Annotated in this window: 11 protein-coding genes and 1 pseudogene; 3 read left to right on the top strand and 9 right to left on the bottom strand. The window is 31.0% G+C overall.

Features of this window, described 5'->3' with window-relative positions; all coding sequences use genetic code 11:
• Positions 1 to 71: 71 nt before the first annotated feature.
• On the bottom strand, positions 72 to 1049 hold the full coding sequence (locus ACTPNM_RS10180) for a YheT family hydrolase (RefSeq protein WP_121146899.1): 978 nt from the start codon (positions 1047 to 1049) through the stop codon (positions 72 to 74).
• 100 nt (positions 1050 to 1149) lie between these two features.
• On the opposite strand from ACTPNM_RS10180, the gene ACTPNM_RS10175 reads away from it, so the two are divergent.
• Entirely contained in the window at positions 1150 to 1902 is a 753-nt protein-coding gene (locus ACTPNM_RS10175) for a CDP-alcohol phosphatidyltransferase family protein (protein ID WP_440121652.1), read from the top strand.
• Between the two features lie 545 nt (positions 1903 to 2447).
• On the opposite strand, the pseudogene lptB reads toward ACTPNM_RS10175, so the two are convergent.
• From lptB to ACTPNM_RS10155, 4 genes and pseudogenes are all read right to left on the bottom strand, one after another.
• Positions 2448 to 3182 (bottom strand): annotated as a pseudogene (lptB, locus tag ACTPNM_RS10170) (LPS export ABC transporter ATP-binding protein); the annotation flags it as partial.
• Positions 3183 to 3268: 86 nt separating this feature from the next.
• A complete protein-coding gene (locus tag ACTPNM_RS10165; RefSeq protein ID WP_099214324.1) occupies positions 3269 to 3616 on the bottom strand; it encodes a carboxymuconolactone decarboxylase family protein in 348 nt (115 codons plus the stop codon).
• Positions 3591 to 4412: a twin-arginine translocase subunit TatC gene (gene tatC / locus ACTPNM_RS10160; protein WP_099214325.1), complete on the bottom strand. Its 822-nt coding sequence runs from the start codon at positions 4410 to 4412 to the stop codon at positions 3591 to 3593. The genes ACTPNM_RS10165 and tatC overlap by 26 nt, the downstream gene beginning before the upstream one ends.
• Before the next feature lies 1 nt (position 4413).
• Positions 4414 to 5382, bottom strand: a complete 969-nt coding sequence (locus tag ACTPNM_RS10155; protein WP_440121650.1) for a KpsF/GutQ family sugar-phosphate isomerase — start codon at positions 5380 to 5382, stop codon at positions 4414 to 4416.
• 146 nt (positions 5383 to 5528) lie between these two features.
• Between ACTPNM_RS10155 and ACTPNM_RS10150 the strand changes: the two genes are divergently transcribed.
• Positions 5529 to 7724, top strand: a complete 2196-nt coding sequence (locus ACTPNM_RS10150; protein WP_274639954.1) for a RecQ family ATP-dependent DNA helicase — start codon at positions 5529 to 5531, stop codon at positions 7722 to 7724.
• A 74-nt stretch (positions 7725 to 7798) separates the two neighbouring features.
• Complete coding sequence (locus ACTPNM_RS10145) at positions 7799 to 8392, top strand: YdeI/OmpD-associated family protein (protein WP_440121649.1); 594 nt, start codon at positions 7799 to 7801, stop codon at positions 8390 to 8392.
• Here ACTPNM_RS10145 and ACTPNM_RS10140 read toward each other — a convergent pair.
• Genes ACTPNM_RS10140 through ACTPNM_RS10125 form a run of 4 tightly spaced genes read right to left on the bottom strand, consistent with a single transcriptional unit; the run spans position 8389 to position 12014 of the window.
• Positions 8389 to 8760, bottom strand: coding sequence for a DUF4258 domain-containing protein (locus ACTPNM_RS10140; RefSeq protein WP_440121647.1), 372 nt, complete (start codon positions 8758 to 8760; stop codon positions 8389 to 8391). The two genes, ACTPNM_RS10145 and ACTPNM_RS10140, sit on opposite strands and share 4 nt — an antisense overlap.
• A 38-nt stretch (positions 8761 to 8798) precedes the next feature.
• Positions 8799 to 9995, bottom strand: a complete 1197-nt coding sequence (locus tag ACTPNM_RS10135; RefSeq protein WP_440121646.1) for an alanine dehydrogenase — start codon at positions 9993 to 9995, stop codon at positions 8799 to 8801.
• A 7-nt stretch (positions 9996 to 10002) separates the two neighbouring features.
• On the bottom strand, positions 10003 to 10416 hold the full coding sequence (gene tsaE / locus ACTPNM_RS10130; protein WP_440121645.1) for a tRNA (adenosine(37)-N6)-threonylcarbamoyltransferase complex ATPase subunit type 1 TsaE: 414 nt from the start codon (positions 10414 to 10416) through the stop codon (positions 10003 to 10005).
• A 50-nt stretch (positions 10417 to 10466) separates the two neighbouring features.
• Entirely contained in the window at positions 10467 to 12014 is a 1548-nt protein-coding gene (locus tag ACTPNM_RS10125) for a response regulator (RefSeq protein ID WP_440122831.1), read from the bottom strand.
• Positions 12015 to 12122: the final 108 nt, after the last annotated feature.

Raw genomic sequence — 12122 nt, 5'->3', positions numbered from 1 at the left:
AAAATTAATGTCGGTGTTTTACAAATATCATAAATCCGATTAATATAACTAGGTATTTTTAAGGTTATTGTTTAATATTCAATTCCAAGAGTTTCATTTATAAATCTTGAAATACGTTGTTCTAACCATCTGTTTTCTGTGCTAGAAAAAGAAGACATAAAACCTACATGTCCGCCATAATTTGGTGTAGAGAGATAAAAGTTTTTCATTTCCTTAGCTTCTTTTATAGGGTAGCATTCTTTTGATAAAAAACTATCATCTAAAGCATTAATAAGTAATGTTGGAACCTTAATTTCTGTAATAAAAGGCTTAGCACTTGCTTTTAGCCAATAATCCTCGGAACTTTCAAAGCCAAAAACAGGTACGGTATACTGTTTTTCTAAATGTCTAAATTTACTAGCTTTAAATAAGAGTTCTTTATTTAATTTGAAGTCAGGAAACTTTTTTGCTTTCTGTAAGAGCTTTAACTTCATAGTTTTTAAAAACTCATTTAGGTAAATTTTGTTTTTTAATTTATTTAGTTCAGCTTGAGAAGAGGTTAAGTCAACAGGAACAGATACAGCTATTCCTCCTTTAACTTCTGAAGGAATATCACTGTATTCCCCTAAATATTTTAAAGTTAGATTTCCTCCTAAACTAAACCCTGTGATTATAATATTGTCATAATCATAATAGTTTTTTAAGTATTTAATGATGAAACTAACATCGTCTGTTTTTCCGCTATGATAGGTTTCCAAAAGTAAATTATCTTCTCCGCTACAACCTCTTAAATTCATACAGACTGTATCAAAACCTAAACTGTTTAGATGGTTAGATGTTGTAATCATATAATTTGACTGAGAACTACCTTCTAATCCGTGAATTAACAACACAATAGTGTTAGATTCCACGAAAGAAAAGTCTAAATCAATAAAATCAGCATCCCACGTTGTAATTCTTTTTCGTTTATATTCAATGGTGTCTTTCATGAATAACGGACGATAAACAGTGTTAAAATGAGCACTTTTAAATGGGAGGCTAGGAGAGAATGTATCTGAGATAATTGGCATAATACTATGTAATAGCTTTTTAAACAAAGATGACAAAAAATAGCTAAAATGTAAAAGCCATTGAATGATTTCTTATTTTAGCTGTAAATTTATGAATACTATGAACGTCAAAAAATATATTCCAAATTTATTAACCTTAGGAAACTTGTTATGTGGTACTATTGCTACCATTTTTGCAATTAAAGGAGATTTTTTTGCCACGGCAATTTTGGTAATGCTTGGGATATTTTTTGATTTTTTTGATGGGTTTGCAGCCCGTATGCTAAAGGTACAAGGTGAGTTAGGTAAACAGTTAGATAGTTTAGCTGATATGGTAACAAGTGGAGTAGTGCCTGGGATTGTAATGATGCAAATGTTGATAAATGCTTTAGATATAGATGCTGTAGGATATTTTGGAGTTGATGAGTATGGAGCAACAGGAAGTAATTTGCCTTATTTAGGCTTATTGCTAACATTGGGAGCAGGATACCGTTTAGCAAAGTTTAATATTGATGAGCGTCAATCGGATAGTTTTATTGGAGTACCAACACCAGCTATGAGCTTGTTTGTAATTTCTTTACCATTAATAGCTCAGTTTGATAAAGAATCGTTTTTAATAAGTTTTATTGAAAATCAATACTTTTTAATATTACTTACAGTGTTGTTTACGTATTTAATGAATGCTGAAATACCGTTGTTCTCCTTGAAGTTTAAAAATTTTTATTTTAAAGATAATGTGATTAAGTATGTGTTTTTAGCTTTATCAATTATATTAATTATTACTTTAAAAATAGTTGCAATTCCAATGATAATACTATCATATGTAGTATTGTCTATTGTAAATAACTCAGATAAAAAACTCTCTTCAAAATAGAATAAGTTACATCTTAAATAAAACAAAAAAGCACGTTGTGAATCAACGTGCTTTTTTGTTTTGATTTTGAAAATTATTTTTTAGGTGTTTTTTTGAGGTTCAAAAATGTTACTTATGAAATGATAATTTTCTAAAGATATTTTATCTTCAGCAAAGACCTTATTCATAAGTTTATTTTTCGTAAAATCTCCTTTTTTGTAGATATCCCAACTTTCGTTATTTCTATTGGTTAATGTAACTTTATCTGTACCTATTTCAAAGTTACACCAGTCATTATAATTAGCTATTTTTTTATAGCTATGATTAGACACTTTGATATTCCCTTTTACATTTAAACCTTCTATATCAATGCATAAATTACAGAAATCGATGAAACTCATATTATCCGCAGGTATAACAAGAAAAGAATTAGTATTCCCTTTTTTTCTATACAGCTTAAAACCATCTTTTAAGTTTTGGTTATGATAGACTTTAGAAAAAGAGGAGAAAAGATCTTCTTCTTTTGCGTTCTCAATTATGAAATGATTTTGTGTTACAGCTTGATTATCGAATTTCTTCTTCTTAAGCTCAAAATCCTTTCCAAGATATACTCTACGAACAGTTTCGTCTTCAGCAAGCTCTTCGGGAGTTCCTTCTTTTAAAATCCCTCCATTATACATTAGGTAAGTTCTATCAGTAATTGCAAGAGTAGCTTGCACATCATGATCGGTAATTAAAATACCAATATTTTTATTTTTCAATTGTGCTACAATTCCTTGAATATCTTCTACAGCAATTGGGTCAACACCAGCAAAAGGTTCATCTAATAAAATAAATTTAGGGTCAGAAGCTAAACAACGTGCAATTTCTGTTCTACGACGTTCACCACCAGACAATAGATCACCACGGTTTTTACGTACATGTCCTAAACTAAATTCATCTATTAACTCTTCTAGGCGTTGTTTTCTTTCAGCTTTAGTTCTATCAGTAAATTCAAGAACTGACATAATATTATCTTCTACTGAAAGCTTTCTAAAAACAGAAGCTTCTTGTGCTAAATAACCAATTCCTTTTTGAGAACGTTTATACATTGCATCAGTAGTAATCTCTTCATTATCTAGAAAAATATGACCATCGTTAGGTTTAATCATACCTACAATCATATAGAAAGAGGTTGTTTTACCTGCTCCGTTAGGACCAAGTAATCCAATAATTTCACCTTGCTCAACTTCTAAAGAAATTCCTTTTACTACTTTCCTACTACCGTATATCTTTTGTATGTTGTCTGCTCTTAACTTCATTTATTATTGTTGAAAGTGGAATTGATTAAAGTATAAAAGTAACAAAACTGTTTCTTAAAAATTTCTTAAATCAATATATGTATAAATTAAGCTTCGTTTTCTAATGCTTCCCAAAACTCTACAGCTCTTCGTAAATGAGGAATTAAAATAGTTCCACCAACTAATGTGGCAATACTCATAGTTTCCATCATTTCTTCTTTGGTAACACCATTTTGGTGGGCTGTTTTTAAATGATAAGCAATACAGTCATCACAACGTAATACTGCAGACGCTACTAAACCTAATAATTCTTTAGTTTTAACAGGTAAATGCCCTTCTGTAAAAGCATTGGTATCTAAGTTAAAAATACGTTTGATTACTTTATTATCTGATGCTAAAATCTTTTCGTTCATTTTAGCACGATAGTCGTTAAACTCTTGGACTTTTTGTGACATTCTTTTGTTGTTGTTTTAAGACAAATTTTGATACATAAATACTCATTTCATATAAAATCATGATAGGTACTGATACAATTACTTGACTAGCCACATCTGGTGGAGTAATAATAGCAGATAATACCAATACCACGACTAATGCATGTTTACGATATTTTCGTAAAAACTCTGGTGTAATTAATCCTATTTTAGTTAGGAAGAAAATAACTACGGGAAGTTCAAAAAATATAGCAACACCTAATAATGTATTTGTAATAAGGCTAATGTAAGCCTCTAACTTAAAATTGTTTTGTATAGCGTCTGATATTTCAAAGTTGTAAAAGAAGTATACAGACATTGGTAAAATAACGTAATAGCTAAATAAAATCCCTAGAAAGAACAGAAAAGAAGAGGTAAAAATAAAACCTTTTGATTTTTTCTTTTCGCTTTCATGCAACCCAGGAGCTATAAATCGCCAAAACTCCCATAAAATATAAGGAAAAGCAACTACAAACCCTAAAATTAGAGAAGACCAAATTCCTGTCATTAATTGTTGAGTAGGATTTAAAGCTTGAAGTGTTTGTTTAAATTTAATAGTACAAAAACTACTATCAATTCCAATAGAAGAAAATACTTTACAAAAGAATTGATACGTTGCAAAATCAGGTTTTAAATGAGCTAAAAGAATCTCATTAAAAACAAAATTAATATTTGCAAAAATGACGATTGCTACTACAAAAATAGCTGCAAAACTCCTTACTAAATGCCATCTTAGTTCTTCAAGATGGTCTAAAAAAGACATTTCCTTTTCTGCCATCTTAAAATATTCCTTCTTTAATTAAATCATGTAAGTGTACCACACCTACATAATTGTTGTCTGCATCAGTAACTAAAATTTGGGTAATATTGTTGTTTTCTAAAGTATCTAAAGCTTCAACAGCCATAGCATCTACGTCTATTGTCTTTGGGGTAGTACTCATAATATCAGTAGCAGTAAGCTCGTCTATTTTTGTCGTTTTACTTAGCATTCTACGAATATCTCCATCGGTAATAATTCCTGCAATCTTATCATTATTAACAACGGCAGTTACACCTAAGCGTTTTTCTGATATTTCAACAATTACTTGAGTAACTTTATCTGTACTTTTTACTTTTGGTAATTCATTATTTTTAATAAGATCAGAAACTCTTAAATACAGACGTTTTCCTAAAGCTCCTCCAGGGTGATATTTTGCAAAATCACTACTAGTAAAACCTCTCAATTCTAATAAACAAACGGCTAAAGCGTCCCCTAAGACTAATTGAGCTGTAGTACTTGTTGTAGGAGCTAAGTTGTTAGGGCAGGCCTCTTTATCTACAAAAGAATTTAAAAGGAAGTCGGCATTTTTTCCTAAGAAAGAATCAGGGTTTCCTGTTATAGCTATAATTTTATTGTTATAGTTTTTAATTAAAGGTACCAATACTTTTATTTCAGGAGTGTTCCCACTTTTAGAAATACAAATCACCACATCATCATCCTGTACATTACCTAAATCACCATGTATAGCATCAGCAGCATGCATAAAAACAGCAGGTGTACCTGTTGAGTTAAAAGTAGCTACCATTTTAGTAGCAATATTGGCACTTTTTCCAATACCAGTTACAATAACACGCCCTTTTGAATTAAATATAAAATTAACAGCGTCCGTAAACGAGCTATTTAATAAATTTGCTAAATTAGCAATAGCATTACTTTCTAAAAGAATAGTATCTTTTGCGGTTGAGAGAATAGCGTTTGCGTCTTTCAAGTTAAAAAAGTTTTAAGTATATTTTTAAAGTGTAAAAATAGGAATATTTGAGAAGAAAATCTTTTTTAATAAAAAGAAAGTTTACGTTATGTATTGTTGGGAATTTTTGTAAATTAGTTCTCGTTTTTAATTTTTGATATTAGAAGATGAATAAAGAGCAGACGGATTTATATGGATCATTAAAAAAAATCTTCGGATTTAACCAGTTTAAAGGGCTACAAGAAGATGTAGTTAACAGTGTGTTAGCAAATAAAAACACATTTGTTATTATGCCTACTGGTGGTGGTAAGTCGCTATGTTATCAATTACCTGCCTTAATGAAGGAAGGTACAGCAATTGTGGTATCACCATTAATTGCCTTAATGAAAAATCAAGTAGATGCCATTAGAGGAATTTCTGAAAACCATGGAATAGCCCATGTATTAAATTCTTCGTTAAACAAATCAGAGATTGCCCAGGTAAAATCAGATATTGAATCTGGAATTACAAAGTTATTGTATGTAGCTCCTGAATCTTTAATAAAAGAAGAATATGCTGAGTTCCTTAGGAAGCAAAAAATATCGTTTGTAGCGATTGATGAAGCGCACTGTATTTCTGAATGGGGGCACGATTTTAGGCCTGAATACCGAAATCTAAGAAATATTATTAAGCAGATTGATAATGTACCAATTATTGGTTTAACTGCAACCGCAACAGAAAAAGTACAAGAGGATATTCTTAAAACTCTTGGAATGACGGATGCGAATGTATTTAAAGCATCTTTTAACAGATCAAATTTATTCTACGAAGTTAGACCAAAGACTAAAGAGGTAGAAAAAGATATAATTCGCTTTATAAAACAACGAATAGGAAAATCTGGAATTATATACTGTTTAAGTCGTAAAAAAGTAGAAGAAATAGCGCAAATTTTACAAGTGAACGGAATAAATGCAGTTCCTTATCATGCAGGATTAGATGCAAAAACACGTGTTAAGCATCAAGATATGTTTTTGATGGAAGATTGTGATGTTGTAGTAGCTACAATTGCTTTCGGTATGGGGATTGACAAACCTGATGTTCGTTTTGTGATACACCATGACATTCCTAAAAGTTTAGAGAGTTATTATCAAGAAACAGGTAGAGCTGGTCGTGATGGAGGAGAAGGTTATTGTTTAACTTTTTACTCATATAAAGATATTGAAAAGCTTGAAAAATTCATGGCTAACAAGCCAGTAGCAGAACAAGAAGTAGGGCATGCTCTTTTACAAGAAGTTGTTGGGTATGCAGAAACGTCAATGAACAGGCGTAAATACTTACTTCACTATTTTGGAGAAGAATTTGATGAAGTAAATGGAGAAGGTGCTGATATGGATGACAATATGCGAAATCCTAAGAAAAAGCACGAAGCAAAAGATGAAGTAGTAACCTTACTTTCTGTTATTAGAGATACTAGCGAAATGTATAAGCCTAAAGAAATTGTAAATACAATAATAGGTAAAGAAAATGCATTGTTAAAGTCTCACAAAACAAATATTCAACCTTTTTTTGGTGTTGGTAAAGCAAAAGACAATCATTACTGGATGGCTTTAATTCGTCAAGTACTAGTGGCGGATTTAATTAAGAAAGAAATAGAACAGTATGGTGTATTAAAGCTAACTAAAGAAGGTAAAGAGTTTATAAAGAACCCATCATCATTTATGATGACAGAAAATCATGTTTATAAGACAGCGGATGATGGTACTATTATTACTAATGAAAAGTCTGCAGGAGGAGTAGATGATAAGTTGGTAGCGATGTTGAAAGATTTAAGGAAAACTGTAGGAAAACGTTTAGGAGTACCGCCTTTTGCTGTTTTTCAAGATCCATCTTTAGATGATATGGCTTTAAAATACCCTGTAACATTAGATGAATTAGCAAAAGTTCATGGTGTTGGAGAGGGTAAAGCTAAAAAATACGGTAAAGATTTCGTTGCACTCATTTCAAAATATGTGGAAGACAATGAAATTATGCGTCCTGATGATTTAATAGTTAAGAGTACAGGAGTAAATTCTGGATTAAAACTTTATATCATTCAAAATACAGATAGAAAGTTACCTCTAGAAGATATCGCAAAATCTAAAGGTTTAGAAATGTCTGAGTTGATAAAAGAAATGGAGGCTATTGTATTTTCTGGAACTAAGTTAAATATCGATTATGCTGTAGATGACTTACTTGATGAAGATCAACAGGAAGAAATCCATGATTATTTTATGGAAGCTGAAACTGATAAAATTCAAGAAGCCTTAGATGAGTTTGATGGAGATTATGATGATGATGAATTGCGATTAATGCGTATTAAATTTACAAGTGAAATAGCTAACTAAAAATAACTAAGTAATATACTAATAGGTAAGTTTGGTGTAAGCTGGAAGATGTTTTTAGAAGAATAAATAGCAAAATGAATCCTAGAGTATCAGAATATATAGAAGATAAAAGTAATTGGACGCAAGAGTTAAATCTCTTGCGTTCTGTTTTTTTAGATCTCCCTGTAGACGAAACCATTAAGTGGGGAGCTCCTGTTTATGTATATAAAGGTAAAAACATAGTAGGTTTATCTGCCTTTAAAAATTATTGTGGCTTATGGTTTTTTCAAGGTTGTTTTTTAACTGATAAAGAAGAAGTATTGGAAAATGCTCAAGAAGGAAAAACACAAGCAATGCGTCAATGGAGATTTAATCAATTGGAAGATATTAATATAGTATTGATAAAACAATATGTATTAGAGGCAATTAAAAACTCAGAAGAAGGAAAAGAGTTAAAGCCTAAAAAGAATATCAAGCCTATAGTTATTCCAGAAAAATTACAGTTAGAGCTAGATAGAAATAATAGGCTAAAAGAAGCTTTCAGTCAACTTACTTTAAGTAAACAAAGGGAGTTTACCGATTATATTTCTGAAGCTAAGAAAGAAACTACGAAAGAAAAAAGACTTGAGAAAATAATTCCAATGATATTAAACGGAATAGGCTTGTACGATAAGTATAAAAACTGTTAGTTAATAGTAATTTTATCAACTGTAGCAGTTGAATCACAACGTATAATATACAAATCTATATGATTTAAACTGTCTTTACCTGTAATAAAATACTCTGCACAAGGCTTTAAACGAGGTTTACTTTTTCCAAAGTCTACATCTCCGTGATTTAAAATAGTAGAGATAGTAGCAGTGTCAATTTTAGAAGTTGTTAATATTTGCTGAGCATTATCAGAAAACAAACGCTTTTTAATTCTAATTGTTTTTAAAGTACGAGCGTCCATACCATAATCAAAAGAAACATCTTTACCCTTCCAAATAAAAAGAACAACTAAACTACCTAGGGCAATTCCTATTAAATAATAACCAACACGTTTTAACCACTGCATAATTTAAAAATTGAAGTGCAAAAGTAAGTAAAATAGAACTATAAAATCAATAAATTAATATCTCTGTAAGGAAGGTCAAACCAGTCTGCTACAGTTTTATTGGTTAAAATTCCATGATAAAAATACATTCCATTACGTAAACTTTTATCAAAACGAGCAGCATTTTCAAAACCTCCTTCTTCAGCAATTTCTAATAAATAAGGGGTAAATATATTACTGATAGATACAGAAGCGGTTCTTGAATACCTTGAAGGAATATTAGGAACACAATAATGAATCACTCCATGGTTAGCGAATGTAGGCTTACTATGTGTAGTAACTTGAGAGGTTTCAAAACAACCACCTCTATCAATACTTACATCAACAATAACAGCTCCATCTTTCATTTGTTCAATCATTTCCTCGGTGACAACTACAGGAGAGCGATCTTTTCCCCTAATAGCCCCAATAGCAACATCACATCGCATTAAAGCTTTTTGTAAGGTTTTAGGTTGAATCGTTGAAGTGTAAATAGGTGCTTGTACACATGATTGTAAGTTACGAAGCTTAGTTATTGAGTTGTCAAAAACTTTTACTCGCGCTCCTAAACCTATGGCTGTTTTAGCAGCAAATTCCCCAACTGTTCCTGCTCCTAAAATAACAACATCAGTAGGAGGAACACCTCCTATATTACCTAGCAGTAAACCATTTCCTCCATTAGAAGCTGTCATAAGCTCTGCCGCAATGTGCATAGAAGCGATTCCTGCAATTTCACTTAATGATTTTACAATAGGAAATACGCCATGCTCATCTTTAATATAGTCAAAAGCAATTGCTGTTACTCTTTTTTTAGCAAGTGCTTCAAAATATTTTTTGTCTTGTGTTTTTAATTGTAGAGCAGAAATTAAAACCGTTTGTGGGTTTAACATTTTAATTTCTTCTAAAGATGGTGGCTCTACCTTTAATACAATATTACAAGCAAAAGCTTCTTTAACGTCATAGGATATCTTAGCTCCAGCATCAGAATATTCTTGATCACTGTAATTAGCTCCATCACCAGCACCAGTCTCAATCACAATCCTGTGTCCGTGAGCTACTAATGCAGCAACAGCGTCAGGAGACAAGCTAATTCGTTTTTCTTCAAAATGAGTTTCTTTTGGTAACCCTATAAATAAATCTCCCTTTCGCTTTTTAATTTCAAGCATTTCGGTTTGCGGCATTAATTGCTCTTTGGTAAAAGGTGAAATAGAACCCATCTAAATTTTAGTTAGTTTTTAATTGAATGTTTCGTTGCCCGTTTTCTAGCAAACTAATAGATATTGAAACAGTATCTAAAGGTAGTAAATTTTTAACATTTTCAGGCCACTCAACTAAACACCAATTATTACTATATAAATAATCTTCAATCCCCATATCATAGGCTTCTTCTTCATCTTTAATACGGTAAAAATCAAAATGATATACTGTTTCGTTAGAAGAAGTTTTATACTCATTAACTAGTGAAAAAGTAGGAGAGTGGGCAATATCTTCTACACCCAAAACTTTACATATCTCTTTAATTAAAGTTGTTTTACCAACACCCATTTCTCCATAAAAAAGCAGAATTTTATGTTGGGTAGTAGCTATGATTTCTTCAGCTACAGCTGTTAATTCGTCGAGTGAATAATTTTTGTTCATAAGTAGCAAAAATAATGAAGTAATATTTGTTAATAAAATTTACTTTTTTGCTATTTTGGATTATAAACAGCACAAGGAATAATTACTTCTTCCAGTGAAATTCCTCCATGTTGATATGTGTTTTTATAATACTTTACAAAATGGTTGTAATTGTTAGGATAAGCAAAAAATAAATCCTCTTTTGTAAAGATAAAAGGACTATTAATAGCTACTGAGGGTAAGAAAATATCTTTTGGGTTTTTAACCGCATATACATCTTTATCTTCGTAACTCAAACTTCTACCAGTTTTATATCGTAAATTGGAACTAATGTTTTTATCACCAATCACCTTGGTAGGGTGCTTACAATTAATAGTACCATGATCAGTTGTGATTATTAACTTTTGTCCTAACTTTTGTGCTTTTTGAATAATTTCATAAAGAGGAGAGTTTTTAAACCAACTCACTGTCAAAGATCGATAGGCTTTATCGTCACCAGCAAGCTCTTTAATCACTTCCATTTCAGTTTTGGCGTGCGAAAGCATATCAACAAAGTTGTAAACTACAGCAGTAAGGCCATTTTGTCGTGTTCCGTTATAATTATCAGCTAAATCTTTTCCACTTTTTAAAGAAACTATTTTGTAATATTCATGTGTAATATTCAGTCCTAAACGTTTTATTTGCTCTTCTAAAAAATCAGCTTCAAATAAGTTTTTACCACCTTCATCAATATCATTTTTCCAATAATTTGGGTGTCTTTTTTCCATTTCAGAGGGCATTAAGCCAGAGAATATAGCATTACGAGCATATTGAGTAGCTGTAGGTAAAATACTGTAGTATGAATATTCCTCTTCCTTTTTAAAATAATTATTGATGAAAGGTTCTAAAACCCTGTATTGGTCATAACGAAGGTTGTCAATTACTACCCATAAAACACTTTGGTTTTTCGATAAGTTTGGTACTATGTAATCTTTAAAAAGTGTGTGCGAAAATGTAGGTTTATCATCTCCAGTTAACCAGTGTTGGTAATTCTTTTTAATAAACTTAAAAAACTGTGAGTTGGCTTCAGATTTTTGAGACTCTAAAATTTCTAACATTCCAGTGTCATTAATATTTTCTAATTCAAGTTCCCAATGAACTAGTTTTTTATATAGTTCAGCCCATTCCTCATAAGAATTTACCATAGCTAAATCCATAGAAATTTTCCTAAATTCTTGTTGGTAACTTGATGTAGTTTTTTCAGAGATTAAACGAGAGTGGTCTAAATTCTTTTTTAAACTCAATAATATTTGATTAGGATTCACTGGCTTAATTAAGTAGTCAGCAATCTTAGAACCAATAGCTTCCTCCATAAGATACTCTTCCTCACTTTTGGTAATCATAACCACAGGAAGGTTTGTGTTTTTTTGTTTAATATCAGATAGTGTTTCCAAGCCAGTAATACCAGGCATGTTTTCATCTAAAAAAACAATATCAAAATTATTTTCACTAACTAAATCAATAGCATCAGTACCATTGGTACAGGTTGTAACTTTGTAATCTTTTTTTTCTAAAAATAATATATGTGGTTTTAATAAATCTATTTCGTCATCTACCCAAAGAATATGTATGTTTCTCATCATAATTTTCAACTTGTTTTCTACCTAAATAACGGTTAAAAGTAGTTTTGTTGTGTTTATAAAAGCTAAAAATACGTTAATTAAACGCTGGTTAATTTGGTTTTGTAG

The sequence above is a fragment of the Tenacibaculum sp. Ill genome (genome assembly GCF_051938915.1).
Taxonomy (GTDB): domain Bacteria; phylum Bacteroidota; class Bacteroidia; order Flavobacteriales; family Flavobacteriaceae; genus Polaribacter; species Polaribacter larymnensis.
Note: the sequence above shows the minus strand (reverse complement) of the source record. Positions and strands in the feature narration are given on the sequence as shown.

Coding starts and splice junctions, on each gene's coding strand:
- ACTPNM_RS10175 (WP_440121652.1), top strand. CDS start 1,150: ATGAACGTCAAAAAATATATTCCAAATTTATTAACCTTAGGAAACTTG.
- ACTPNM_RS10165 (WP_099214324.1), bottom strand. CDS start 3,616: ATGTCACAAAAAGTCCAAGAGTTTAACGACTATCGTGCTAAAATGAAC.
- ACTPNM_RS10140 (WP_440121647.1), bottom strand. CDS start 8,760: ATGCAGTGGTTAAAACGTGTTGGTTATTATTTAATAGGAATTGCCCTA.
- ACTPNM_RS10150 (WP_274639954.1), top strand. CDS start 5,529: ATGAATAAAGAGCAGACGGATTTATATGGATCATTAAAAAAAATCTTC.
- ACTPNM_RS10145 (WP_440121649.1), top strand. CDS start 7,799: ATGAATCCTAGAGTATCAGAATATATAGAAGATAAAAGTAATTGGACG.
- ACTPNM_RS10180 (WP_121146899.1), bottom strand. CDS start 1,049: ATGCCAATTATCTCAGATACATTCTCTCCTAGCCTCCCATTTAAAAGT.
- ACTPNM_RS10125 (WP_440122831.1), bottom strand. CDS start 12,014: ATGAGAAACATACATATTCTTTGGGTAGATGACGAAATAGATTTATTA.
- tsaE (WP_440121645.1), bottom strand. CDS start 10,416: ATGAACAAAAATTATTCACTCGACGAATTAACAGCTGTAGCTGAAGAA.
- ACTPNM_RS10135 (WP_440121646.1), bottom strand. CDS start 9,995: ATGGGTTCTATTTCACCTTTTACCAAAGAGCAATTAATGCCGCAAACC.
- tatC (WP_099214325.1), bottom strand. CDS start 4,412: ATGGCAGAAAAGGAAATGTCTTTTTTAGACCATCTTGAAGAACTAAGA.